The organism is Bradyrhizobium sp. IC4060, from assembly GCF_020193715.1.
Taxonomy (GTDB): domain Bacteria; phylum Pseudomonadota; class Alphaproteobacteria; order Rhizobiales; family Xanthobacteraceae; genus Bradyrhizobium; species Bradyrhizobium yuanmingense.
Map to the genome: position 1 here is coordinate 611179 of NZ_JADYVJ010000003.1, position 26270 is coordinate 637448.

The following is a 26270-nucleotide window of genomic DNA, read 5'->3' on the forward strand; positions in this document are numbered from 1 at the left end:
GCTCTAACAACGCGCCTGCTTTTTCAAGATTCGCTGCTTTCAGGATTTGGGCCATGCATCACCCCGCTTCGAAGCCGCCCTTCGATCCCTCGATTCCAGTCTCGCCGAACAATCCCTGCCCGTTCCTGCGCGGCCTCGTCGGCGAAGGCTTCGTCGAGGGCGGCACCGTCCCGCTCAACACGCTGTCGCAGACCATCGCCAATGCGACCGGTGAGACGGGGCTGAAGAAGGTCTCGGCCCGCATCCAGGTCCGCGGCGTCGCGATGATCGCCAACGGCGTCAAGCACATTCTGAAGAGCATCTTTTCGGGCGCGCAGCTCGACGCGCTGCGCGGCGGCCCGCTGGACAAGCGCGGCGCCGGCTCGCGCATCCTCGGCGTCGACGGCAAGATCGACGAGGACGAGATCGCGCGGCTCGCGAGCTTCGGCCGGAACTACACCGACCCGAACACCGGCAGCAGCGAGCCCGGCCTCAACGCCGCGGAAATCAAGACCTTCATGCGTGACAACCTCGAGCGCGCCGGCAGCGCCGCTCGCTGGTACTACCCGCTGCTGATGAAGTTCGAATGGCCCATCCTTTTGAAGATCATCGGCAAGGGCAAGCAGGGCGAAGAGCGCTATCTCAGCGTGGCCGACGTGCGCACGCTGTTCGAACAGCGCCAATTCCCCGACCGCATCAATCAGCGGATCGTATCGCAGCCGCTGCTGTCGTCCTGCCAGCTCCGCTTTCGCTGGGCGGTCGCGCTCACGGCGTTCGTCATCGGCCTCGGCCTCGTCGCCCTGGTCGCGGTCGCCGAATTCCCCAACCAGGTTCGTGCCATGCTGCCGCAGAAGGGCGTGCTGGTGAATCTCCTGCCGCCGCCCCTGCCGGCGATGCCCGAAACCAAGGCTGCCTATTGGCTCGAGCAAAACTGGTCGCTCAAGGACCGACATTGGTTCCACCACGCCAGCCAGGGCACCGCGACGTTCCCGGTGCCCTATGAGTGGTTCGTGGCGCTGGAGCAGCCGCAGCTCCACCTGTTCTCCAAACCGGGCCTGATCAAGGACAGCGCCTATCTCGAACGCTTCGGCTTCATCCCGAGCCCGCAGACGATCCAGACCGACACGGCGACGCTGCGCCGCTTCGGCTACGCCAATGTCTACGAGACCACGCAAGCGTCGGACTGGTCGACGCGCTGGACGCCGGCGGAGAACGTTGACGGCCTGCCGGTCGGCTTCGCGCGCATGACCGGCGTGGTCGATCCCGCGACGAGCCGCCGCGAGGACGACATGATCGGACTGACCTGCGCCGCCTGTCATACCGGCCAGATCCATTACCAGGGCATCGACGTCCGTTTCGACGGCGGCCCGGCGATGACCGACCTGAAGAAGCTCGAGCTCGCGACCGGCCTGTCGATCGCCTACACGCTGTACGTCCCGTTCCGCTTCCAGCGTTTCGCCGATCGCGTGCTCGGCCCCGACGCCAGCAAGGCGGACCGCGCCGCGCTCAAGCAGAAGCTGAGCACGATCGGCAGCTTCCTGATCGACTGGGCCAAGACTTACGAGAAGACGATCGAAGGCAAGACGACCTGGGACGGCAAGCAGCAGCAGGACACCGAGGAAGGGTTCGGCCGGCTCGATGCCCTCAACCGCATCGGCAACCAGGTGTTTTCGCAGGACCTCGCAATGAGCGGGGTCAAGGGATTCGAGAAGAACCTGCACGCCCAGGACGCGCCGGTCAGCTACCCCGCGATCTGGACGGTGCCCTGGTTCAAATTCGCCCAGTACGACGCCTCGATCGAGCAGCCGCTGATCCGCAACGCCGGCGAAGCCCTCGGCGTGACGGCGCTGCTCAATTTGTCCGATGCCTATCCGCAGGACAGGCTGTGGCGCTCCTCGGTGAACATCAGGACGCTCGGCTGGATCGAGGACATGCTGAGAGGCCCCGATCCATTCAAGGCGGCTGATGGTCCGAAGTTCGGCGGTCTGCTCGCACCGAAATGGCCCTCGCACATCCTCGGCGATGCTTGGAAGCTGAAGCCCGATCGGGTCGAACGCGGCCGCGCCATCTACGCGGAGATGTGCTCCGGATGCCATCTGCCTGACATCAACACCCCGGCCTTCTGGTCGTCGAAGCGCTGGGAGCCGAGCGGCGACAGCAAGGTGCTGAATGCGGTGACGATCCCGCTCGACGAGATCAAGACCGATCCCGAGCAGTCCCTCGTTCTCAGCAAGCGGACCGTCGACGTGCCCGGCTTTCTGAAAGTCAACACGGCTGACCTGCAGACGTGGTGGCAGTGCGAGATCCCGACCGCCAGCAAATCGCCCAACGAGATGGTCTATGCACTCGGGCTCATGACGGTGGTCGATCTCGTCGCCCGCAAATGGATGGACGACGAGAAGATCCCGGAGGCCGAACGGGCGCAAATGTGGAATATGGCGCGCAAGAACTGTCTCAATCCGGCGCCCGATCCGCGCTATCGCGCGCGGCCCTTGAACGGCATCTGGGCCACTGCGCCTTACCTGCACAACGGCTCGGTGCCTTCGCTGTACTGGCTGCTGAAGCCGCAGAACGAGCGTCCGCAAAAATTCTGCATGGGCCGCCGCGACTACGACCCCGACACCGTCGGTTTCGCAGTCGCCGCCGACGAGCGCTGCAAGACCGGTGAAACGGAGTTCTCTGCGACTGCTACCGACGGCAAGCCGATCCAGGGCAACAGCGTGCTCGGCCATTCCTTCGAGCGCAAGGACGGTGAGTCGAAGCGCCCCGGCGTCATCGGCCGCATGTTCAAGGACGACGCCGAACGCTACGACCTGATCGAGTATCTGAAGACGCTGTAAAGAATCTTGCTTCGTCATTGCGAGCGCAGCGAAGCAATCCAGGCTGTCGCCGCGGAGATAGCCTGGATTGCTTCGTCGCAAGAGCTCCTCGCAATGACGGAGAATGAGGACGCTCCTCGACTCCGATTCTCATCGTCCTCGTGGAGGCTCCCGATCTCTTCTCACTTGAACAGCGGCGTGCCCGGCACGAAGGCGTCGAAGGCGGCCCAGAACTGCGCGCGGTAGCGGTCCTGCTCCTGGAGGATCTCGTGCTTGGCACCGGCGATCACGAGATGGGAGCCGGCGCGCAAATGATAGGCGAATTCCTCGATCGCCGCGGTCGAGACCACGGTATCGTTGGAGGCCGCCAGCATCAGGATCGGCTGGCGGATCTGGGAGGGGTAGTTCACGCGCTTGAAGGTGTGCATCGCGCGGAAGGCGGTATCGGCCCAGGCGACCGTCGGCGAGGCTAGGCCAAGCGTCGGGTCTTCCTCCAGGATCGCGGCGTTGCGCGCATAGCGGACGGGATCGCTGGTCAAGGGATTGTTGATGAAGGGTTCGAGCCCGGTGAGGCGGTCGCTGCCGCCGGGAACGTAGCGGCCGCCCTGCCCGAGCAGGCGCATCGTCTTGAGCAGCGCACGCACCGGCAGCGAGGTGGTGCGCCCGGGCAGGTCGATCATCGGCGCAGACAGCACCATGCGGTCGAACCAGCGCTTGCCGGCATGGGCCACCCGCAGCAGCACCGTGCCGCCCATGGAATGGGCGAGCGCGAAGAATGGCGGCGGGCAATCCGGCAGCACCACCTGCTGCACGAAGGTCTCGACGTCGATTTCGAAATCGGCGAAGTCGCGCACATAGCCCTTGCGCGGATCGCGCAGGCGGCGCGACGAATGGCCCTGCCCGCGCCAGTCGATCATCGCCACCGCAAAGCCGCGGTCGCGCAGGTCGCGCACGGTCTCGAAATATTTCTCGATCTGCTCGCTGCGCCCGGTGAAGACGCAGACCGTGCCCTTACGGTTCGCCGGCGGCGCCCAGCGCGCAAAGCGCAGCTCGACGCCATCAGGGGTCTTGATGGTGCCGCTGACGACGTTTTCGGGGACCGGATTGGCGGGAATCGAGACCAGCGTCATTGGGCGTGCTTGGGCGGGAAGTGCTGCAAATCAAGGGGCCAAAGCGCCGAAAAGGCGCCTGTCCCGCCCTCTTGAACGCCGTCTCGTTCCACCCATATCACCTTCGTGCAGGCCGCTACCAGTGTTTCGGAACCGGAACATCAGGCTGCACACAGACTAAAGCCCGGCCCGATTGGCGGGCGGGTTACCAACAGTCGCTCAATGGAGGACTTGACCATGCGTAGCTACGATCTCACTCCGTTCTATCGTTCCACCGTCGGCTTCGACCGTCTCTTCAACCTGCTCGACCAGGCCAGCTCCGACGGCAGCCCCGGTTATCCCCCCTACAACATCGAGCGCACCGGCGAGAACGCCTACCGCATCACCGTTGCGGTCTCGGGCTTTGCCAAGGATGAGCTCTCCATCGTCGCCAAGGAAAACACGCTGACGATCAAGGGCGAGAAAGTCGCGAACGAGAACTCGAAATCCGAAGTGCTCTACCGCGGCATCGCCGCGCGTGCCTTCGAGCGCGCCTTCCAGCTTGCCGACTTCGTGCAGGTGAAGGACGCCTCGCTCGAGAACGGGCTGCTTCACGTCGACCTCGTCCGCGAGATTCCCGAGGCCAAGAAGCCGCGCCAGATCGCGATCAACGCCGGCGCCAAGGCGCAGGTGATCGAGAACTCCGCCGCGCAGGCCGCCTGAGCCAGGCGACCAAACCCAGCGACGTCCAGGTTGCGAAAACGCCCCGGTGCCCCGGGGCGTTTTTTTCGTTGCAATGCATCACAGAGCAGTGATGGCGTAACACCGTCGCCTCGCTCTCCGTCCTTTGGGCATCGAACCAAAAACACGGAGAAGATCATGTCACTCTGGCGCAGCCTTTTCGTCGCCGCGAGCCTTTTGGCCGCTCCTCTCAACCTCGCTCATGCCCAGACACCGCAGACGGTCAAAGCGAAGAACGTCGTGTTGGTGCACGGCGCCTGGGCCGACGGCTCGAGCTGGTCGGAGGTGATCCCGATCCTGCAGGCTGCAGGCCTGCATGTGACCGCCGTGCAGAATCCGCTGTCCTCGCTCAGCGACTCCGTCGAGGCGACCAAGCGGGCGCTGGCCGAGCAGGACGGGCCGACGGTGCTGGTCGCGCATTCCTGGGGCGGCACCGTGATCAGCCAGGTCGGCACCGACCCGAAGGTCACCGGCCTCGTCTACGTCGCCGCACGCGCGCCCGATGCGAACGAGGATTTCGTGGCGTTGTCGAAGCAGTTTCCGGCCGGGCCGGCGCGCGCCGGCATCGTCGAGCGCGACGGCTACACCAAGCTCTCGGAAGAGGCCTTCCTGAAGTACTTCGCCAACGGCGTGAAGCCGGCGCAGGCCAAGGAGCTCTACGCCGTGCAATGGCCGACGGCGGCCTCGATCTTCGCCGGCCGCACCACGGAGGCGGCCTGGCGCTCCAAGCCGAGCTGGTACGCGGTGTCGAAGAACGACTACACCATCAACCCCGATTTCGAGCGCTTCCTCGCCAAGCGCATGAACGCCACCACGATCGAGCTCGATGCCGGCCACCTCTCGCTGGTGTCGCATCCGAAGGAGGTGGCGAATCTGATCCTGGATGCGGCGGGCTATCCGCGGAGCTGAGGCGCAGTCAGTTCACGCAAAAGCGCCCGAGAGATTCTCGGGCGCTTTCCGTTTGCTGAGGCCTAATCCAGCCCCAGTGCGGCTGGCATCTCCTGCGTCGGCAGGATGGTCGGAGCCGGCCGGGCCTGACCGACGGTTGGTGCGATTGCTTGCGGGGCGGCCTCGGCCGGCTTGGCTTGCACCACGGCGGCCTGCTGCGCCGGCTGGGCCTGCACTGCCTGAGCCTGCTGCGCAGTGGGCGCGGCCGGCTTCGCGGCGACCGGCGTCTCAGCGCGCCGCGGGGCGGCCTTCGGCAGCGGCACGGCGCGGCTTGCCACATGCGGGATCGACGCCGGCGGGCGCGGCGGGCCGCCGCGGACCACGGTCGGCGGCAGTGCGGTTTGCGGCCCGTAGGGCGCGACCGCGCGCTCGTCATAGGCGGGCGCCATGCCATAGGCGTCAGGGGCGGGCATGAAGCGGATGATCCGCCCGTCGCGGGCGTCGATCACCAGCCGGCCATCGTCGCCGTTTCTGTCGATCACCGCGATGGTGTAGACGCCGCCGCGCAGGCGCGGAATGCCGAGCGGCGAGAAGCCGTTTTCGCGCAGCACGGCGTAAACCTCGGTCGGCGGCAACAAGGCCAGCGCAGGGCCGCGCTCCTCGTAGCCATAACCGTAGCGCGGCGGCGGGGCGGCTTCCGGCGGCGCATAGGGCCCGTCGAAATCCGAGACCGCGATGACGGCCCCTCTGGCGATACCGCTCGCGGGAACCTGGGCCTGCCCCGCACTGGCACCCAGCGCCAGCACGGCGGCGGCCACACATCCTGTGAAAAACTTCATGATCCAGACGCTCCTGTCAGGCCCTCCGGTGGCCGCCCTCTTTCGCTTCTCGCGGCGTGGCGCGCCTTCCGAAGGGTTGATCCGAAGCTTCATTTGGGATTTCGGCGCCGCCGGGGCCGGATCAGGGCGTGTTTGCCTCAAAACCGGGGCTGCGCAACTTTTGGAAAGCGATCGATTGACTTCTGCGGAATCGGGACTTCCGCGCGCTTGTGTGCTAGACAAAAATTTGGCAAGGTGATGGTTAGGACAGGAAGACTGTCTCAATTTTGCCTGCGGTTCCGGCATAGGGATTGCAGCGAGAACTGGTGCTCTCGAGCGCCGGCAAGGTACCAGGCAAAGCCGTTCTCGGGGACGAAGAACGCCTAGGCCTGAATTTAAGAAAATGCGGCTCGCAGAGGACGAGCGGTGGCCCAGGAGCGGGTGCCGCGGGACGCCCAAGGTGCGCCGAAGATGGCGGTGAGGCAGCTTGCCGCATGGAGAGGACAGGAACAATGAACGGGTCGCAATTCGAGCGCGCAAACATCGTGGCAGAAGAGCTGTCGGCGACGGTCGCCTCGAAAACGACCGATCCGATCACCTCACCGATTCAAGAGCACAATTCGCGCCCCAAAGCCGAAGGCCTGTACGATCCGAGCCTGGAGAAGGACTCTTGCGGCGTCGGCTTCATCGCCAACATCAAGGGCAAGAAGTCGCACGAGATCGTCTCGGACGCGCTGAGCATCCTCTGCAACCTCGAGCATCGCGGCGCCGTCGGCGCCGACCCGCGCGCGGGTGACGGCGCCGGCATTCTGGTGCAGATCCCGCACGCCTTCTTCAGCCGTAAGGCCTCCGAACTCGGCTTCAAGTTGCCGGCGCCCGGCGAATACGCCATCGGCGCGTTGTTCATGCCGCGCGACACCGCCTGGCGCAACGTCATCAAGAGCATCGTCGCCGACCAGATCAAGGAAGAGGGCCTGACCCTGCTCGGCTGGCGCGACGTGCCGACCGACAATTCCTCGCTGGGCGTCACCGTGAAGCCGACCGAGCCCGCCTGCATGCAGGTGTTCATCGGCCGCAACGGCACCGCCAAGACCGAGGACGAGTTCGAGCGCCGGCTCTACATCCTGCGCAAGTCGATCTCGCAGGCGATCTACCAACGCCGCGACCGCGGCCTCGCCGGCTATTACCCGTGCTCGATGTCCTGCCGCACCGTGATCTACAAGGGCATGTTCCTCGCCGACCAGCTCGGCAAGTACTATCCCGATCTGCACGAGAAGGACTTCGAGAGCGCGCTGGCGCTCGTGCACCAGCGCTTCTCGACCAACACCTTCCCGGCCTGGTCGCTGGCGCATCCCTACCGCATGATCGCGCATAACGGCGAGATCAACACGCTGCGCGGCAACGTCAACTGGATGGCGGCGCGCCAGGCCTCGGTCAGCTCCGAGCTCTACGGCAAGGACATCAACCGGCTTTGGCCGATCTCCTATGAAGGACAGTCGGACACCGCCTGCTTCGACAACGCGCTCGAATTCCTGGTGCAGGGCGGCTACTCGCTGCCGCACGCCGTGATGATGATGATTCCGGAGGCGTGGGCCGGCAATCCGCTGATGGATGAGAAGCGCCGCGCCTTCTACGAATATCATGCCGCGCTGATGGAGCCGTGGGACGGCCCCGCGGCGATCGCCTTCACCGACGGCCGCCAGATCGGCGCCACCCTCGACCGCAACGGCCTCCGGCCCGCGCGCTATCTCGTCACCAAGGACGATCGCATCGTCATGGCGTCCGAGATGGGCGTGCTGACGATCCCAGAGGACCAGATCATCACCAAGTGGCGGCTGCAGCCGGGCAAGATGCTGCTGGTCGACCTCGAGCAAGGCCGCCTAATCCCGGACGACGAGATCAAGGCTTCGCTCGCCGCCAGCCATCCCTACAAGGAGTGGCTGGAGCGGACCCAGATCGTGCTGGAAGACCTGCCGAAGGTGCCGACCACGGGCGTGCGCTCAAACCTGTCGCTGCTCGACCGCCAGCAGGCGTTCGGCTACAGCCAGGAAGACATCACCCTCCTGATGACGCCGATGGCGGCCACGGGCGAAGAAGCCGCAGGCTCGATGGGCAACGACACGCCGATCTCGGCGCTGTCGGACAAGGCCAAGCCGCTGTTCACCTACTTCAAGCAGAACTTCGCGCAGGTCACCAACCCGCCGATCGACCCGATCCGCGAAGAGCTGGTGATGAGCCTGGTCTCGATCATCGGGCCGCGGCCGAACCTGTTCGACCTGCAGGGCATGGCCACGACCAAGCGCCTCGAAGTGCGCCAGCCGATCCTGACCGACGCGGACCTGGAAAAGATCCGCTCGATCTCGGAGGTGGCGGAGTCGCACTTCAAGTCGCGCACGCTGGACACCACCTTCCACGCCGGTCTCGGCGCGGCGGGCATGGACCAGGTGCTCGACGAGCTCTGCGCGCGCGCCGAAAGCGCGGTGCGCGAGGGCGTCAACATCATCATCCTGTCCGACCGCATGGTCGGCACCGACCGCGTGCCGATCCCATCGCTGCTCGCCTGCGCCGCCGTGCATCATCACCTGATCCGCACCGGCCTGCGCACCTCGGTCGGCCTCGTCGTCGAATCCGGCGAGCCGCGCGAAGTGCATCACTTCGCCTGCCTTGCCGGCTACGGCGCCGAAGCGATCAATCCGTACCTCGCGTTCGAGACCATCACCGCGATGAAGGACCGCCTGCCCGGCTCGCTCGACGACTATGAGATCGTCAAGCGCTACATCAAGTCGATCGGCAAGGGCCTGCTCAAGGTGATGTCCAAGATGGGCATCTCGACCTATCAGTCCTATTGCGGCGCGCAGATCTTCGACGCGGTCGGCCTCAAGGCCGACTTCGTCGCCAAGTTCTTCGCCGGCACGCACACCCGCGTCGAGGGCGTCGGCCTTGGCGAAATCGCCGAGGAAGCCGTGCGCCGTCATGCCGACGCGTTCGGCGAGGCGCAGGTCTACAAGACCGCGCTCGATGTCGGCGGCGAATATGCCTATCGCAGCCGCGGCGAGGACCATGCCTGGACCGCGGAGTCGGTGTCGCTGCTGCAGCACGCCGCGCGCGGCAATTCGCAGGAGCGCTACCGCGCCTTCGCCAAGATCCTCAACGAGCAGTCGGAGCGCCTTTTGACGCTGCGCGGCCTGTTCCGGATCAAGAACGCGGAGGAAGAGAAGCGCAAGCCTGTGCCGCTCGACCAGGTCGAGCCGGCCAAGGAGATCGTCAAGCGTTTCGCCACGGGTGCGATGAGCTTCGGCTCGATCTCGCGCGAGGCGCACACCACGCTCGCGATCGCCATGAACCGGATCGGCGGAAAGTCGAACACCGGCGAAGGCGGCGAGGAAGCCGACCGCTTCAAGCCGATGCCGAACGGCGATTCCATGCGTTCGGCGATCAAGCAAGTCGCCTCGGGCCGCTTCGGCGTCACCACGGAGTATCTCGTCAACTCCGACATGATGCAGATCAAGATGGCACAGGGCGCCAAGCCCGGCGAAGGCGGCCAGCTGCCCGGCCACAAGGTCGACGCGACCATCGCAAGAGTCCGGCACTCGACGCCGGGCGTCGGCCTGATCTCGCCGCCGCCGCACCACGACATCTACTCGATCGAGGACCTGGCGCAGCTCATCTACGACCTCAAGAACGTCAACCCGACGGGTGACGTCTCGGTCAAGCTCGTCTCGGAGATCGGCGTCGGCACTGTGGCCGCAGGCGTTGCCAAGGCGCGTGCCGACCATGTCACCATCGCGGGCTTCGAGGGCGGCACGGGTGCTTCGCCGCTGACCTCGATCAAGCATGCGGGATCGCCGTGGGAAATCGGGCTCGCCGAAACCCACCAGACCCTGGTGCGCGAGCGGCTGCGCAGCCGCATCGTGGTCCAGGTCGACGGCGGCTTCCGCACCGGCCGTGACGTCGCGATCGGCGCGCTGCTGGGCGCCGACGAGTTCGGCTTCGCCACCGCGCCGCTGATTGCGGCCGGCTGCATCATGATGCGCAAGTGCCATCTCAACACCTGCCCGGTCGGCGTCGCGACCCAGGACCCTGTCCTGCGCAAGCGCTTCACCGGCCAGCCCGAGCACGTGATCAACTACTTCTTCTTCGTCGCGGAGGAAGTCCGCGAGATCATGGCTTCGCTCGGCTTCCGCACTTTCAACGAGATGGTCGGCCAGGTGCAGCTGCTCGACCAGACCAAGCTGGTCGCGCATTGGAAGGCCAAGGGGCTCGACTTCTCCAAGCTCTTCGTCAAGCAGAAGGAAGAGAAGGGCCAGAAGATCTATCACTCCGAGCGCCAGAACCATCATCTGGAGGCGGTGCTCGACCGTACGCTGATCGAGAAGGCGCAAGCAGCGCTCGACCGCGGCGCGCCGGTGAAGATCGAGGCCGCCATCAACAGCACCAACCGCTCCGCAGGCGCGATGCTGTCCGGCGCGGTGGCCAAGATCTACGGCCATGCCGGCCTGCCGCACGACACCATCCATGTCAGCCTCAAGGGCACCGCGGGCCAGGCCTTCGGCGCCTGGCTCGCCCACGGCGTCACCTTCGAGCTCGAAGGTGAAGGCAACGACTATGTCGGCAAGGGCCTCTCAGGCGGCAAGATCATCGTCAAGCCGCCGAGGAACTCGGCCATCGTGCCGGAAGAGAGCATCATCGTCGGCAACACCGTGATGTACGGCGCGATCGAGGGCGAGTGCTACTTCCGCGGCATCGCCGGCGAGCGTTTTGCCGTGCGTAACTCGGGCGCGGTCGCCGTGGTCGAGGGCGCGGGCGATCATTGCTGCGAATACATGACCGGCGGCATCGTGGTCGTGCTCGGCAAGACCGGGCGCAACTTCGCGGCCGGCATGTCCGGCGGTATCGCCTACGTGCTCGACGAGGCCGGCGACTTCGACAAGCTGTGCAACCTCAGCATGGTCGAGCTCGAGCCGGTGCTGTCGGAGGAGCTGATCAACGCCGGCACCTATCACCATGCCGGCGACCTCGAGGCGCATGGCCGGGTCGACGTGTTCAGGAACCTGCTCGCCTCCGACGTCGAGCGGCTGCACGTCCTGATCTCGCGCCACGCCAAAGCCACCGGCTCCAAGCGCGCCGCCGACATCCTTGCCAATTGGAAGGACTGGCTGCCCAAATTCCGCAAGGTGATGCCGGTCGAGTACCGGCGCGCGCTGCGCGAGATGGCGGCCAACGCGGACGCCGAGCCGAAAATCGCGATCGGGGCGTAAGGCATTACACCTCGTCATTGCGAGCGAAGCGGAGCAATCCAGAATCTCTCCGCGGAAAAAAGACTGGATTGCTTCGTCGCTTCGCTCCTCGCAATGACGGTGAGGAAACAACAAGACGAATTTAAGCGGCAGGGACTTCGGGTTTAATGGGCAAGATCACGGGTTTTCTGGAAATCGAACGGCACGACCGCAAGTACATCCCGGTCGCCGAGCGCGTGAAGCATTACAAGGAATTCGTCGTTCCGCTCTCCGAGAAGGAGGTGCGCGACCAGGCCGCGCGCTGCATGAATTGCGGCATTCCCTATTGCCACGGCACCGGCTCGGTCGCGCCGGGCACGCCGGGCTGTCCGGTCAACAACCAGATTCCCGACTGGAACGACCTCGTCTACCAGGGCAATTGGGAAGAAGCCTCGCGCAACCTGCATTCGACCAACAATTTCCCGGAGTTCACGGGGCGCATTTGCCCGGCGCCGTGCGAGGCGTCCTGCACGCTCAACATCGACGACAACCCCGTCACCATCAAGACCATCGAATGCGCGATCGTCGATCGCGCCTGGGACAATGGCTGGCTCCAGCCGGAAGTCGCGACTGTGAAGACCGGCAAGAAAGTCGCGGTGATCGGCTCGGGTCCGGCCGGCATGGCCTGTGCGCAGCAGCTGGCGCGCGCCGGCCACGACGTCCACCTCTACGAGAAGTACGCCAAGGCCGGCGGCCTGCTGCGCTACGGCATCCCCGACTTCAAGATGGAGAAGGGCGTCATTGACCGCCGCGTGGCGCAGATGGAAGCCGAAGGCGTCACCTTCCACTACAACAGCCATGTCGGCGCTGAGGGCAACGTCGATCCGCGCGAGATGCTCAACGAGTACGACGCCGTGGCGCTGACCGGCGGTGCGGAAGCCCCGCGCGACCTGCCGATCCCCGGCCGCGAGCTCGCCGGCATCCACTACGCCATGGACTTCCTGCCGCAGCAGAACCGCCGCGTCTCCGAGGAGCCGCTCGGCGGCGTCCAGGAAATCCTGGCCGGCGGCAAACATGTCGTCGTCATCGGCGGCGGCGACACCGGTTCGGACTGCATCGGCACCTCGCTGCGCCAGGGCGCGCTGTCGGTGACCCAACTCGAGATCATGCCCGCTCCCCCTGAGCGCGAGAACAAGGGCCTGACCTGGCCGAACTGGCCGCTGAAGATGCGGACCTCCTCGAGCCAGGCCGAAGGCGCGGTGCGCGAATACGCCGTGCTGACCCAGAAGTTCTCGGGCGAGAACGGCCAGGTCAAGAAGCTGCACTGCGTCCGCGTCGACGACAAGTTCAAGCCGATTGCCGGCACCGAGTTCGAGCTCGATGCCGAGCTGGTCCTGCTCGCGATGGGCTTCGTCCATCCCGTGCACGAGGGCCTGCTCAAGCTGCTCGCGGTCGAGCTCGACCCGCGCGGCAACGTCAAGGCCAACACGTTGGACTACCAGACCTCGCGCCCCAACGTGTTCACCGCCGGCGACATGCGGCGTGGGCAATCGCTCGTCGTGTGGGCGATCCGCGAGGGCCGGCTGTGCGCGCGGTCGATCGATACGTTCCTTATGGGGAAGACGGATTTGCCGCGCTGAGATGTCATTCCGGGGCGCGCGAAGCGCGAGCTATGGTGCGCAATTGCGCACCTGAGAATCCATTCATCACCAACCCAGACGCCCGATGGATTCCGGGCTCGCGCCAAGTGGCGCGCCCCGGAATGACAATTGGAGAGAGCCGTGCCTTTCGGCTTCGTCTCGTGCGACGCGCTAACAAGCGCCTCAATTCTGCAGCCTCACCCCGAGCAGCACCACCGTGCCCTGCGAGCTCGAGCCCGGCTGGCTCGAATTCAGGATGTCGTGGCGCAGCGTGCCCTTGACCCAGATGTTGCGGTTGAGCTTGTAGATCAAATTGCTTTCGAACGAGTAGGTCTTGTCGTTGCGGTTCTGGCCCTGGTAGTCGAGCGTGCCGTAGGTGAACTTGCCGACCGCGGTGAGCCAGCGGCGGAAGTCGTGGTCGACTTGGGCGGAGTAAGTGCGCACCAGGACGCCGGATGAGCCGGGGACCGTGGTCTCCGATATCTGCGTGTCGGTGAAGAACTTTACCGTGGTGAGGCCGCTGGCGCTCCAGATCAGCGAGCCCGTGGTCAGAAACCCTGCGAGCTGGCTGAGGCGCGGATCGGTGTAGCTGCGCGCGGAATAGCCGACCGAGATCTCGCCGGTGAGGATGCGCGAGAACTCGAAGGACGAGCCGACCTTGGCATAGCCGCCGTTGGAATCGCGGAAATAGCCGTTGCGGTCGGAAGCCTGGTCGTGGACGCGGGTATCGCCCTGGATCTCGACGAAGGGTTTTAGGCCGGGCTTGAGGTCGTAGGAGAAGCGGCCGACGCCGCCATATTGGTTGAAGTTGCGGTCGTCGTTGCTGAAGGTCGAGCCGTCGGTGAGCTTGGAATCGGTGTAGGCGGTGCGATCGATGGTGGCGCCGGCCGCGACCTGGAAGCGGTTGAAGGTCTGGTCGAAGCCGAGCGTCGTGCCATAGGCGGCGTAGACCGGATATCTCTGCAGGCCGGCCTGCACGTTGGGGCTGCCGGGATTGTCGGTGGCGAGCCGCAGGCGCAGCTGCGAGGTCAGCTTGAAATCGCGGGTGACGTCGAGCCGGCCATCGACATGGCCGTTGAAATCGGGACGGTTGGCCTCGACCGGCGACGGCGAGGCCAAGCCGTTGATCGTCGCCGGCATGTCGTTGGTGTAGCCCGAGAACGAGCCGCGTAGATCGGCGACCAGCGCGTGGCGCTCCCAACCCGACACCACGAGCAGATCGGGCGCGATGACATAGGCGGGCGAACCGACCGGTCTGTTGAGGCGCGTCGGATTGCTGTCGTAGCCGGCGGAGAGCTCGAGCCCGCCCTTGATCAGGAAGCTGCCGGCGTAATCGCCGACCGCACCGAACGGATCCTCGTCGAGCTTGAGACGACGGCGCAGCGGCTGGCCGGGCACGTTGCCCGCCATCGCCGCCGGCACCGGGACCTTGTGCGCCGTCTCGGACGGCGGGGGCGCGATGCGCGGCGGGCCCAGCGTCGTGGCCGGCGTTGCCGGCGGCGGTGGCGAGCCGGGACCGGCGGCGCGCTTCGGCTTCGGCTGGCCCGGATAGAGCTTGGGCTGCTGGCGCTTGCGGTTGAGCGAGTCGTAGCCGGAGCCGCTCGCGCCGGTGGCGGCCGGCAGGCCGTAGGTCGGGACCTGACCGACACGCGAGCTCGCCGGCGCCTGCTGGCGCTGGCGCGGGTCGGCGTTGGGATCAGGCAGTTTCGGCAAGGCATCGGAGGGCGCCTGGGGTACGCCGGCGGTGCGGCGGGTCGGCAGCGTCTCGGGCGAGGCGAAGGCGCCGCGGTTGGGATTGAACAGGTCGGGCGTGAGCCCCTGGGCCGCCGCCGGGCCGCTTGCGAGGGTGGTCAGCGCGAGGCACGGCAAAGAGGCGCGCAGGAAATGCGCGACCTTGCTCCGGCCCCTGCCTGGAGACGACCCCACGATGGAATTACCCCAACGAAATCAAACACTTTCTCGATCATCCCCGCCGACTGGCGAGAACCATCGTTAATGGAGTTAAAACAATTATGGTTAATGACCGGTTGAGGGCATCCGGCCGCGCGTCGCCTCGCTGATCGGGGCGTGCTAAGCAGGCGCCAATGGGGAACGCCCCTCCTCCCTGGACCCGACCATGCCGAGCTCGAAACCGCTGATGACCCAATCATCCGGCTCCATTCCCGATAGCGTCGAATCCGCGCTCCGCACGCTGGAGACGGAGAGCGGCGGCATCAATGCGCTCGCTAGCGCGCTGCGCGGCCCGCTGGGCGAGCCGTTCGCCAAGGCGGTCGAGCTGATCCGCAATGCCAAGGGCCGCGTCATCGTCACCGGGCTCGGCAAGTCAGGCCATATGGGCCGCAAGATCGCCGCGACGCTGGCCTCGACCGGCACGCCTTCCTTCTTCGTGCACGCCGCCGAAGCCGGTCATGGCGACCTCGGCATGATCACGCCCGACGACGTCATCCTGGCGCTGTCCTGGTCCGGCGAGCAGCCGGAGATGAAGAACCTCGTGAACTATTCGGCGCGCTTTGCGATCCCGATGATCGCGGTGACCTCGAGCGCGTCGTCCTCGCTCGGCCAGGCCGCCGACCTCGTGATCGAGCTGCCCAAGGCGCGCGAGGCCTGCCCGCACAATCTGGCGCCGACCACCTCGACGCTGATGCAGGCCGCGATCGGCGACGCGCTCGCGATCGCGCTGCTGGAGGGACGCGGCTTCACCGCGCTGGAGTTCGCGCATTTCCACCCCGGCGGCAAGCTGGGCGCGATGCTGAAATTCGTCCGCGACTACATGCGCACGGGCGCTGAGATTCCGCTCAAGCCGCTCGGCACCGAGATGTCGGAAGCCGTGGTCGAGATGTCGGCGAAGGGGCTCGGCTGCGTCTGCATCGTCAACGATGCGGGCGAGGCCGTCGGCATCATCACCGACGGCGATCTGCGCCGCCACATGCGGCCCGATCTGCTGACGGTGACCGTCGACGAGATCATGACGAAGCAACCCAAGACCGTGCCGCCCTCGATGCTCGCGACCGAGATGATCGAGGTGCTGAACACCCGCAAGATCACCTCGCTGCTGGTGACGGAAGCGGGCAAGGTGGTCGGGATCGTGCACCTGCACGATCTGCTGCGCGCGGGCGTGGCGTAGGGCGCCCAGCCCGCTTCACCCGTCATTCCGGGGCGCGCCACTTGGCGCGAACCCGGAATCCATTTCACCCCGAGGTCGCTGCCCGATGGATTCCGGGCTCGCGCTTCGCGCGCCCCGGAATGACGGTGAGGATGAGACGCTCCTCGCAATGACGGCCGCTAGAGCGGCGCCGGAAACCGCGCCGCGTTCTCCTCCAGCGGCAAGCGCAGCCCGTTCGCCAGATACGACACCGTGCGATAGAAGCCGCACAGCAGCATGATCTCCAGGATCTGCGCCTCGTCGTAATGCGTCGACAGCGCGGCGAACTCCTCGTCCGCGAGTGTCGCGCGATGATGCAGCGCGTCGACGGCTGCGATCAGCGCCTGCTCGGCCGGCGACCAAAGGGCCGAATTCGTATCACCCAGCACCGTCGCACGCACCTCCTCCGCGGTGAGCTTCGCCGGCCCGGCGAAGATCGCGACATGCACGCCCCATTCGTATTCGCATCCGTTCAGCGCACAGGTGCGGTCGATGACGATCTCACGCTGGCGCAGCGAGAGCGGCCCCGGATCAAGCAGCCCGCCCGCGCGAAACTTGTCCCAGGCGCGGTCATGGCCCGCCATCACCCGGAACAGCACCAGCGGCGGCGCACCGCGCATGATGCGGTCGAACTGCGCCTGGATCTCCAGGGGATAAGGCGGCGAGAGCGGGGCGATGCGCGGTGAGGCCTGGGACATGAGCGATTTCCATTGCTACATTTACCGTAGCACTACGCTACATTATCCGTAGCATGACGCAAGAGGTGACCATGGCGAAACGGGCGACAACAGCAGAACGCCGCGTCCGCGGCTCGCGCACCGGACGGCCGATCATGGCTTTGCTCGACCTGCTCGGCCGGCGCTGGGCCTTGCGGATCTTGTGGGAGTTGCGCGGAGAGCCCCTCACCTCGCGCGCCCTGCGCAGCGCCTGCGACGAGGCCTCGCCCACGGTGCTGCAGGCCCGGCTGACCGAGCTGCGCGAGGCGGGCTTCGTGGAGCTGGGCGACGGCGGAGGTTACGGACTGACACCGCTGGGCCGGGAATTGTGCGAGACCTTCATGCCACTGCACAGGTTTGCGGAGCGATGGAGAAGGTGAGCATCACTCGTTGCCACGCGCTGGTGTTCCTTCTCCCCTTGCGGGAGAAGGTGGCGCGAAGCGCCGGATGAGGGGTCTCTCTCCACGAACTCAGCTTAGCTATCGCGGAGAGACACCCCTCACCCGTCTCGCCGCTTTGCGGCGAGCCACCCTCTCCCGCAAGGGGAGAGGGGAAAAGTCCTCACGCCGCGGCGACCGTCAGGTTGGCGCCGTCGACCTGTACCACCTTCACCCGCGTGCCGGCCGGCGTATCGGGCCCAGCCACGCGCCATACCGTGTCGCCGATCCGCACGGTGCCGGTGCCGTCGATGATCGGCTTCTCCAGCGTGAACTCGCGGCCGAGCAGGGCTTCGCTGCGCTTGTTGAGGAACGGACTGGCGCTGGCGTCCGGCTTCGGCTTGGCCAGACGGCGCCAGACCGGCACGGCGGCGGCGGCGAAGATCGCGAACATCACGAGCTGGATCTGCCAGGAGATCGCAGCCGCGAACGAGATCAGGCCGACCAGCAGCGCAGCGAGCCCAAGCCAGAACAGGAAGATGCCGGGCGCCAGCACCTCCAGGGCCATCAGGATGAAGCCGAGGATCAGCCAGTTCCAGTTGCCGAGCGATACGAACATGTCGGTCATGACACGACCTCTGTGAATAGTCCCGTTACTGCTGCGGCACGGACGGCGGTGTCGGGCCCGACGACGGTACCGAGCCGCCGCGGCGGGCCGCGGCCACCGCGCTCTCCCCGAACGTGGCCTTCGCAATTTCGCCGATGCCGGCGAGCGAGCCCAGCATGCTCATCGCTTCGACCGGAAGCATGATGACCTTCTGGTTCGGCGAATCGGCCAGTTGCCCGAATGCCTTGATATATTTATCGGCGATAAAATAGTTTAGCGCAGCGACATCGCCCTTGGCGATGGCCTCGCTGACCATTTGCGTGGCCTTGGCCTCGGCTTCCGCCGACCGCTCGCGCGCCTCGGCATCGCGGAAGGCGGCCTCGCGGCGGCCTTCCGCCTGGAGGATCTGGCCCTGCTTGGCGCCCTCGGCGCGCAGGATCTCGGACTGGCGTTGGCCTTCGGCCGCGAGAATGTCGGCGCGCTTGACCCGCTCGGCCTTCATCTGCCGCCCCATGGCTTCGACCAGGTCGGCGGGCGGCACGATGTCCTTGATCTCGATGCGGTTGACCTTGACGCCCCAGGGCGAGACCGCGGCGTCGACCACACGGAGCAGGCGCTCGTTGATTTCGTCGCGGTGCGACAGCACCTGGTCGAGGTCCATCGAGCCCATCACCGAGCGGATGTTGGTCATGGTCAGCACCGTGATCCCCTGGTTCAGGTTGGCGACCTCGTAGCTCGCCTTGGCGGCATCGAACACCTGATAGAAGGCGACGCCGTCCACCGTCACCGTGGCGTTGTCCTTGGTGATCACCTCCTGCTCGGGAATGTCGATCACCTGCTCCATCATGTTGATCTTGCGCCCGACGCGATCGAAATAGGGCACGATCAAATTGAGCCCGGGGCTCAGCGTCTGGGTGTATTTGCCGAACCGCTCGATGGTCCAGTCATAGCCCTGCGGCACCGTCTTCACGCCGGCGACCAGCGTGACGATGACGAGCAAAACCAGAACAATCGCGAAAATGTCGAAGCCGCTCATATCTCCTCCAAGCCGGGACAAGACGTCAGGAAAAAGCCCTTTCCGGCGCTGTCATTGGTCGGGATCACGATCCTACCGGTTCAGCGGTCGCAATTCACGTCGGTATCGGAGCAATTCCACACAAGACGTACAGCAAGAGAACGGTCGCGATATGTATTTGCGACAGGCTCTTGAAAGCGCACGGACGCAGGCCTAAAGCGCGATGCGATCAGGATGAATCGTCATCGCGCTTTAGGTCATTGTTTGAGCATGATCTTTTCGGAAAACCGCTTCACACTTTTCCGGATCATGCTCTAGCAGCGGAAATTAACGAATTCGGGCGAGGCGTCCGTCACGGACGGGTTCATTCGATCACGTCATTCGCAATTGCAAGCAGGCCCGGGGAAAGCGTGATGCCGAACGCTCTCGCCGCCTTCAGGTTGAGCGCGAGCTCAAACTTGGTGGGATTCTGCACCGGCAGGTCGGCCGGCCGTGCGCCCTTCAGGATCCGATCGATATAGTCCGCGGCGCGGCGAAGCTGCTCGACGCTGTCGGTGCTGTAGGACATCAGCCCACCTTCGTCGACGAAGGTACGGCTCCAGAACACCGCGGGCACACGCGCCTGTGCGATCGCCGAGAGCAGTTGCGCGCGGTTGGCCATGGTGAAGAAGTCCGGCAGGACCAGGATGGCGCCGTCTTGCCTGGAAGCCAGCGCCCCGATCGAGACGGCGTCACGGACGGGCGCGGGCTCGACCGTCAGGCGCAGCGTCCGTGCGGCGTCCTCGATGGTGCGCAGCATCAGGGGCGCAAACGGCGCGGTGGCGGGATTGAAGACGACCGCAACGCGGGACACCTTCGGCGTGACCTGCGTCAGCATCTCCAGCCATTTGCCGGCCAGCGGACCATCGTAATCGGTAAAGCCGGTGAGGTTGCCGCCGGGATGCGCGAGGTTTTCGACAAAGCCCTGGCTGACGGGATCGGTGACGACGGCGAACACGATCGGGATCGTCGTGGTGCGCCGGCGCAGCTCTTCGACCGAGGGTGTGCCGACCGCAAGCAGGATGTCGGGCTTGAGCGCGATCAGCTCGTCGGCGAGCTGCGCGATGCGGGCGCGCTCGCCGACGCCGTTGCGCCAATCGATCTTGAGATTGTCGCGCTCCTTCCAGCCTTGGCCGGCGAGCGCTTCGACCAGGGCCATGCTGCGCGTCTGGCCGATCGCATCATCAGCAGCCGTGACCGAGAGCACGCCGAGCCGCCGTGTCGCGTTCGGCTGCTGCGCCAGGGCCGGGGCCGGCAGCGCCGCGAGCATCCCCAGAAGCGCCAGGCACCGGCGGCGGTTCATGGGACGCCCATCAGATCCAGCCCTGGAGCTCGCGCAGCACCAGGGTGCGGATCACGTCCATGCCCGGTCCGCTGTCGTTGAGGCAGGGGATCGCGGAAAACTGCTCGCCGCCATTGTGCTTGAAGATCTCCGCGTTCTCCTGCGCGATCTCCTCTAGCGTCTCCAGGCAGTCGGCGGAAAAGCCCGGCGTCACCACTGCGATGCGGCGCACGCCCTCTTTGGCAAGCCGCTCCATGGTCTTGTCGGTATAGGGCTGCAGCCACTCGTCGTTGCCGAAGCGCGACTGGAAGGTCAGCAGCAGCTTGGTCTCGTCCATGCCGAGCCGGCGGCGCAGCGCCTCGGTCGTCGCGATGCAGTGCTGCTGATAGGGATCGCCCTTGTCGACATAGGCTTTCGGCATGCCGTGGAAGGATGCCACGATCAGCTCCGGCTTGAAGGACAGCGTCGCCAGATGGCCCTCGATCGAGGCGGCGAGCGCCTCGATATAGGCTTCGTCGTCATAGTAGGGCGGCGTCACCCGCAGAGTCGGCTGGTTCCGCAGCTGCGCGAGCACGCGGAAGACTTCGTCGCAGACGGTCGCCGAGGTCGAGGCCGAATATTGCGGATAGAGCGGCACGGCCAGGATACGCTCGCAGCCCTTCGCGATCAGCGCGTCGATGCCCGACTTGATCGACGGATTGCCGTAGCGCATCGCCCAATCCACGACGACGTTGTCGCGGTCCGACAATGCGGCCGCGAGCTTGTCGCTTTGCGAGCGCGTGATGGTTTTCAGCGGCGACTCGTTCCGCTCATTGTTCCAGATCTTCTGGTAGTCGAGCGCCTTGGTGCGCGGACGGCTGCGCAGAATGATCCCGTTCAGCACCAGTTTCCAGATCAGGCCCTGGTCCTCGATGACGCGGGCGTCGCTGAGGAACTCCTTGAGGTAGACCCGCACGCCCGGAGCATCGGCCGTATCGGGCGTTCCGAGATTGATCAGGAGCACGCCGACGCGCGGTAGGGCGGATCGGGTGGCCGGTTTCGCGGTCTCGAGGGGGAGGACGCTGTTCATGACTGGTTGGGTCGCGCGTTGGTCCGAACTTGTCAAGATGAGCCGGGGTTCGCTAGGGTCGCACCCAAGCGGGGGGAGGCAGGATGACACTCGCGGAATGGTGCGTCTTCGGGGCGCTGCTGCTCTATCTGTCGACGATCGTCACGGTCAAATGGATCAGGTTTCGCCGCTTCGACAATTCCCGGCCGCGCGACCCCGCCTTCTATGAGGACGCCCTGTCGCAACGGGCGCTCGGCGCGCACCAGAACGGCATCGAGACGTTTCCGTTCTTTGCGTTCGCGGTGCTGCTCGCCGAATACAGGGAAGCGCCGCAGCGGCTGATCGACGAGCTCGCGGCGCTGTTCCTGATCGTGCGGATTGCCTATGTGCTGACGTATCTCGGCAACCGCCCGACGCTGCGCTCGATCCTCTGGAGCATCGGCTTTGCGATCAATCTCGGCATCTTCTTCATGCCGGCATTGAAGCGGTTTCTGCCGGTGTGAGCGGCTTCACGCCGAAAGATGGCGTTCTCGCGTTGCGATCAGTGCCCGCATTGATGCCGGGATCGTGACCGGACGATGGGTCTTCTGGTCGGTGTAGACCCAGACGATCTCGCCGGTCACCAGCGCATCCGTGCCACCCTTCACGAAAATCGCGAGCTCGAACACGAGACTTGAATTGCCGATCCGCGCCACGCGCGCGCCAACGTCGAGCTCCCAGTCGAACCTAACAGGCGCCTTGTACTCGATCAGCGATTTGACGACGTGGAAATCGATGCCGCTCGCCTTTGCATCCGCATATTGGTCGAAGCCGAGCGCGCGGAAATATTCGGTGATGGTAGTGTCGAAATAGGTCAAATAATGCGCGTTGAAGACGACGCCCTGGCCGTCGATCTCGGAATAGCGCACCCGGAACGGGTGGAAGAACCAGAAGTGTTCGCGCGACATCTATCGCCTCAAAAACACGTGGTCCGTTCGGCGGCGATGTAGCCGAACAGGAGGCCGACGCCGAACAGCAGGACCAGACTCGCGGCGCCGAACTCGATGCCGCGCATAAACAGCGCGCCACCGCCGTCGCGTCCGGCGCTGAGGCGGGCGGCAATGTCCTTGGCGGAGACGGCGACGACAGCAATGGCCGCCACCGTGATCGCGGTGCCCAACCCCATCAGGAATGTCGCGGCGATCCCTGCCCAGAACAGGCCCTGCGCCAGCGCGAACACCAGGACCAGGATTGCGCCCGAGCAGGGGCGGATGCCGACGGTCAGGATCGCAGCGAAGCCGCGCCGCCAGCCGCCGGGGCCGGCGAGTTCGCTTGGCGTGGGTCCGTGGGAATGGCCGCAATGCTCGTCGTGGACGTGGTCGTGCCCGTGGTGATGGTGAGCGTGGCCGTGATGATCATGGCCGTGATCGTGGTGATGATGATCGTGCCTATCACGATGATGGTGATGATCGTGATCATGGTCGTGCGGCACGCCTGCGATCGCCGGCACCGGCTGGGTGGCCTGAAGTGCGCCGATGAAGGTGCGGCCCTTGACCCAGACCAGGCGCAGGCCGAACAGCGCGATCAGGGCGTAGCTCGCTATCTCGATCACGCCTTCCGCCTTGCACATCGTCTTGGCCGTCGCATTCAGCACCCAGGCCGAGATGCCGACGATGAGGATCGCGACCACCGACTGCATCAGGGCCGAGGCAAAGGACAGCGCGATGCCGCGCCGCGCAGTCTCGCGGTTGGCGACCAGATAAGACGCGATCACCGCCTTGCCGTGGCCGGGACCGGCGGCGTGGAAGATGCCATAGGCGAACGAGATGAACAGCAGCGTCCACACCGCCGAGCCATCGGACTTCGCGGCGCGGATCGTCGCCGACATCTGGCGATAGAATTCCGACTGCTTGGCGAGCAGCCAGCCGATGAGGCCGCTCGCTTCAGGCTCGGCCGCCTGCGCTGGTCGCGGCGCACCGAACGGGTTTTGCGCGAGAAGATCATGAAGCGCGGCATCAGTCACGGCCACGACCAGCAGCACAGCGGCAGTGGCGAGCAGCCCGCGCGCAAGCGGAGAGAGTTGCGGCTTCAAGGGCAATCCACCGTGATCTTGTTGGCGAACATCATGCCGAAATTCGAGTTCTCGCCGTTCAGGAAGGTCTGCTCGTTGAGCTTCTGGGCGCTCGCGGTGCCGTCGTTCGGCCGTTCCAGCTTCATCTGGCACCCCGCGGGCGCACCGACCAGCTTGACCGGACTGTCCTTGGCCATCTGGAAGTCGATGAAGAAGGAACGATCGAACACTTCGAGCACCAGCTGCCTGGGCTTGACCGGGTTCTTCAGCGGCAGCGTGAAGTGCAGGGTCAGCACCGTGTCCTTGTAGTCCAGGAAATAGTCGACCGGCTCCTGGAACCGCTCCTTCTTGCCGTCGGCCTTGGCGAAGGTGAAGTAGGCGTATTCCTTCAGCGACTCGACGTTGGTCTGCGCCAGGGGCTTCAGCTCCTCGCTTGTGTACGCGCCCTTGGTCTTGCTCTCGAGCCCCTGCACCGCATAGGCCGAGAATATGTCGTCGAAGGTCCAGGCGTGGCGCACGCCGGTGACGCTGCCGTCGGCAGCATAGAGCAATTCGCTGGTCGCGGTGATCCAGACATGGGGATGCGCGCTCGCCGCACCTGATACGAGCGTCATCGCGGCGGCGAGCAGGCATCCGAACAGGGCGCGCATGCTCATCAGGCCGCCTTGGCGTCTTCGAGCAGGCCGCGGCGGCGGAGCAGCGCATCCGGCTCCGGCGGGCGGCCGCGGAACGCCTCGTAGGCGGCTTCCGGATCGACCGATCCGCCCGACGAATAGATGTCGTCGTGCAGGCGCTTGGCCACGGCGGGATCGAAGATGTCGCCGGCCTCCTCGAACGCGCCGAAGGCGTCGGCGTCCATCACCTCCGACCACATGTAGCTGTAATAGCCGGCGGCGTAATGGTCGCCGGTGAAGATGTGGCCGAACTGCGTCGGCCGGTGACGCAGCGCGATCTCCTCGGGCATGCCGATCTTCTCCAGCTCGCGTTTCTCGAAGGCGCGGACATCCTGCGCGGCGGCGGCCGGCTGGGTGTGGAATTCCAGGTCGACCAGCGCCGAGGAGACGAACTCGACCGTGGCAAAGCCCTGGTTGAATTTTCGCGCGGCGAGGAAGCGTTGCAGCAGGTCGTCCGGCAGCGGCTCGCCGGTCTGGTAGTGGCGGGCGAACTTCTGCAGCACCTCGGGCCGCTCCTGCCAGTGCTCGTAGAGCTGTGACGGCAGCTCGACGAAGTCGGTGAACACGGAGGTGCCCGACAGCGAGGGATAGGTCACGTTGGAGAGCATGCCGTGCAGGCCGTGGCCGAACTCGTGGAACAGGGTGCGGGCATCGTCGGGCGACAGCAGCGACGGCTCGCCGCCGGCGCCCTTGGCGAAATTGCAGATGTTGAGAACCAGCGGCGCGACGTCGCCGTCGAGCTTCTGCTGGTCGCGCAGCGAGGTCATCCAGGCGCCGGAGCGCTTGGACGGCCGGGCGAAGTAGTCGCCATAGAACAGCGCCTTGTGCTTGCCGCCCCTGTCCTTCATCTCCCAGACCCGGACGTCCGGGTGCCAGACCGGAACGTCCTTGCGCTCCTCGAAGGTGACGCCGAACAGGCGCGTGGCGCAGTCGAAGGCGGCGGCGATCATGTTGTCGAGACCGAGATACGGCTTGATCGCGGAATCGTCGAAATTGGCGCGCTGCAGACGCAGCTTCTCGGCGTAGAAGCGCCAGTCCCAAGGGGCGAGCTTGAAATTGCCGCCCTCCTCCGTGATCAGCGCCTGCATCTCGTCGCGGTCGGCAAGCGCGCGGGCGCGGGCCGGCTTCCAGACCCGCTCCAACAGGCCGCGCACCGCGTCCGGCGTCTTGGCCATGGAGTCCTCGAGCCGGTAGGCGGCGTAGGTCGGATAGCCCAGGAGCCCGGCGCTCTCCTCGCGCAGCTTCAGGATCTCGACAATGGTCGCATTGTTGTCATTGGCGTTGCCGTTGTCGCCGCGCGCGATGAAGGCCTTGTAGACCTTCTCGCGGAGGTCACGCCGGGCGGAGCTCTTCAGGAACGTTTCGACCGAGGAGCGCGACAGCGTGACGATGGCCTTGCCTGCCATGCCGCGCTCTTCCGCCGCAGCCTTGGCGCTGGCGACGAAGCTCTCCGGCAGGCCCTGGCGGTCGGACTCCCCGAGCTCCAGGAACCAGTCTTGCTCGTCGCCGAGCAGATGGTGGCTGAAGCCGGTGCCGAGCTGGGCCAGCCGCTCGTTGATCTCGGCCATCCGCACCTTGGCTTCTTCGGAGAGGCCGGCGCCGGCGCGGTGGAAGCGGGTGTAGGTGCGCTCCAAGAGGCGGAGCTGCTCGGGCGTGAGACCGAGACCCGCGCGGTTCTCGTGCAGATGGGCGATGCGGCCGAACAGCACGGCGTTCATCATGATCGGATTCCAGTGCCGCGCCATCCGCAAGGAGACCTCCTTGTCGATCTCCAGGATGGCCGGGTTGGAATGCGCCGAGACGAGGTCGTAGAAGACCGCCGCGACCTTGCTCAGGAGCTTGCCCGAGCGCTCCAGCGCCGTGATGGTGTTGGCGAAGTCGGGCGCCGCGGGATCGTTGGTGATCGCCGCGATCTCGGCGGCGTGGTCGGCGAAGGCCTGCTCGAAGGCCGGCAGGAAATGCTCCGGCTTGATCTCGTCGAAGGGCGGGGTCGCGAACGGCGTCACCCAGGCCTTCAGCAGCGGATTGGTCTCGGCGTCCGTAGTTTGGCGGGGTTCTGACATCACAAGTCCCGGATTTCGTGGCTCGATTGTTGCGGCCAGCTATAGCACGCGTGGGGCTTTTTTGGGCC

Annotated in this window: 20 protein-coding genes; 8 read left to right on the forward strand and 12 right to left on the reverse strand. The window is 65.6% G+C overall.

Annotation, left to right across the window (positions count from 1 at the left end; all coding sequences use genetic code 11):
• Positions 1-53: 53 nt before the first annotated feature.
• Complete coding sequence (locus tag I6F16_RS14725; protein WP_225111636.1) at positions 54-2819, forward strand: di-heme-cytochrome C peroxidase; 2766 nt, start codon at positions 54-56, stop codon at positions 2817-2819.
• Positions 2820-2980: 161 nt separating this feature from the next.
• On the opposite strand, the gene I6F16_RS14730 is transcribed toward I6F16_RS14725, so the two are convergent.
• Positions 2981-3928: an alpha/beta hydrolase gene (locus tag I6F16_RS14730; RefSeq protein WP_035997802.1), complete on the reverse strand. Its 948-nt coding sequence runs from the start codon at positions 3926-3928 to the stop codon at positions 2981-2983.
• A gap of 216 nt (positions 3929-4144) precedes the next feature.
• On the opposite strand from I6F16_RS14730, the gene I6F16_RS14735 reads away from it, so the two are divergent.
• Positions 4145-4609: an Hsp20 family protein gene (locus tag I6F16_RS14735; RefSeq protein ID WP_035997846.1), complete on the forward strand. Its 465-nt coding sequence runs from the start codon at positions 4145-4147 to the stop codon at positions 4607-4609.
• Between the two features lie 156 nt (positions 4610-4765).
• Positions 4766-5536 carry an alpha/beta hydrolase gene (locus I6F16_RS14740; RefSeq protein ID WP_036021395.1) on the forward strand — a complete coding sequence of 257 codons (771 nt, stop codon included), beginning with the start codon at positions 4766-4768 and terminating at the stop codon, positions 5534-5536.
• A 62-nt stretch (positions 5537-5598) separates the two neighbouring features.
• On the opposite strand, the gene I6F16_RS14745 is transcribed toward I6F16_RS14740, so the two are convergent.
• A complete protein-coding gene (locus tag I6F16_RS14745; RefSeq protein ID WP_225111635.1) occupies positions 5599-6354 on the reverse strand; it encodes a hypothetical protein in 756 nt (251 codons plus the stop codon).
• Between the two features lie 491 nt (positions 6355-6845).
• On the opposite strand from I6F16_RS14745, the gene gltB reads away from it, so the two are divergent.
• Entirely contained in the window at positions 6846-11591 is a 4746-nt protein-coding gene (gltB, locus tag I6F16_RS14750) for a glutamate synthase large subunit (RefSeq protein WP_225111634.1), read from the forward strand.
• A 146-nt stretch (positions 11592-11737) separates the two neighbouring features.
• Positions 11738-13189: a glutamate synthase subunit beta gene (locus I6F16_RS14755; protein ID WP_225111633.1), complete on the forward strand. Its 1452-nt coding sequence runs from the start codon at positions 11738-11740 to the stop codon at positions 13187-13189.
• 183 nt (positions 13190-13372) lie between these two features.
• On the opposite strand, the gene I6F16_RS14760 is transcribed toward I6F16_RS14755, so the two are convergent.
• Entirely contained in the window at positions 13373-15115 is a 1743-nt protein-coding gene (locus tag I6F16_RS14760) for an outer membrane beta-barrel protein (protein ID WP_225111632.1), read from the reverse strand.
• A gap of 190 nt (positions 15116-15305) precedes the next feature.
• Between I6F16_RS14760 and I6F16_RS14765 the strand changes: the two genes are divergently transcribed.
• Positions 15306-16313, forward strand: coding sequence for a KpsF/GutQ family sugar-phosphate isomerase (locus I6F16_RS14765; RefSeq protein WP_036021423.1), 1008 nt, complete (start codon positions 15306-15308; stop codon positions 16311-16313).
• 158 nt (positions 16314-16471) lie between these two features.
• On the opposite strand, the gene I6F16_RS14770 is transcribed toward I6F16_RS14765, so the two are convergent.
• The gene (locus I6F16_RS14770) at positions 16472-17029 is read right to left on the reverse strand and encodes a carboxymuconolactone decarboxylase family protein (protein ID WP_225111631.1); all 558 of its coding nucleotides are present in this window, start codon (positions 17027-17029) and stop codon (positions 16472-16474) included.
• A 71-nt stretch (positions 17030-17100) separates the two neighbouring features.
• Between I6F16_RS14770 and I6F16_RS14775 the strand changes: the two genes are divergently transcribed.
• A complete protein-coding gene (locus I6F16_RS14775; RefSeq protein ID WP_035997791.1) occupies positions 17101-17427 on the forward strand; it encodes a helix-turn-helix domain-containing protein in 327 nt (108 codons plus the stop codon).
• Between the two features lie 181 nt (positions 17428-17608).
• Here the strand turns inward: I6F16_RS14775 and I6F16_RS14780 are convergent, their stop codons facing one another.
• The 4 genes from I6F16_RS14780 to hemH all read right to left on the reverse strand — a co-directional run bounded on the left by I6F16_RS14780 (position 17609) and on the right by hemH (position 21436).
• Positions 17609-18052, reverse strand: a complete 444-nt coding sequence (locus I6F16_RS14780) for an NfeD family protein (RefSeq protein ID WP_225111630.1) — start codon at positions 18050-18052, stop codon at positions 17609-17611.
• 25 nt (positions 18053-18077) lie between these two features.
• The gene (locus tag I6F16_RS14785; RefSeq protein WP_036021375.1) at positions 18078-19067 is read right to left on the reverse strand and encodes an SPFH domain-containing protein; all 990 of its coding nucleotides are present in this window, start codon (positions 19065-19067) and stop codon (positions 18078-18080) included.
• A gap of 343 nt (positions 19068-19410) precedes the next feature.
• Positions 19411-20388: an ABC transporter substrate-binding protein gene (locus I6F16_RS14790; protein ID WP_225173831.1), complete on the reverse strand. Its 978-nt coding sequence runs from the start codon at positions 20386-20388 to the stop codon at positions 19411-19413.
• A gap of 10 nt (positions 20389-20398) precedes the next feature.
• Complete coding sequence (gene hemH / locus I6F16_RS14795) at positions 20399-21436, reverse strand: ferrochelatase (RefSeq protein ID WP_109142384.1); 1038 nt, start codon at positions 21434-21436, stop codon at positions 20399-20401.
• Between the two features lie 83 nt (positions 21437-21519).
• Here hemH and I6F16_RS14800 point away from each other — a divergent pair, with 83 nt between their 5' ends.
• The gene (locus I6F16_RS14800; protein ID WP_035997738.1) at positions 21520-21918 is read left to right on the forward strand and encodes an MAPEG family protein; all 399 of its coding nucleotides are present in this window, start codon (positions 21520-21522) and stop codon (positions 21916-21918) included.
• Between the two features lie 6 nt (positions 21919-21924).
• Here I6F16_RS14800 and I6F16_RS14805 read toward each other — a convergent pair whose 3' ends face one another.
• The 4 genes from I6F16_RS14805 to I6F16_RS14820 are packed head-to-tail and all read right to left on the reverse strand — an operon-like array spanning position 21925 to position 26202.
• A complete protein-coding gene (locus I6F16_RS14805; RefSeq protein WP_225111628.1) occupies positions 21925-22362 on the reverse strand; it encodes a thioesterase family protein in 438 nt (145 codons plus the stop codon).
• Positions 22363-22370: 8 nt separating this feature from the next.
• Entirely contained in the window at positions 22371-23486 is a 1116-nt protein-coding gene (locus tag I6F16_RS14810) for a nickel/cobalt transporter (RefSeq protein ID WP_225111627.1), read from the reverse strand.
• A complete protein-coding gene (locus tag I6F16_RS14815) occupies positions 23483-24121 on the reverse strand; it encodes a DUF1007 family protein (protein WP_225111626.1) in 639 nt (212 codons plus the stop codon). The genes I6F16_RS14810 and I6F16_RS14815 overlap by 4 nt, the downstream gene beginning before the upstream one ends.
• The gene (locus tag I6F16_RS14820) at positions 24121-26202 is read right to left on the reverse strand and encodes a M3 family metallopeptidase (protein ID WP_225111625.1); all 2082 of its coding nucleotides are present in this window, start codon (positions 26200-26202) and stop codon (positions 24121-24123) included. Before I6F16_RS14820 ends, I6F16_RS14815 begins: the two co-directional genes overlap by 1 nt.
• Positions 26203-26270 lie beyond the last annotated feature (68 nt).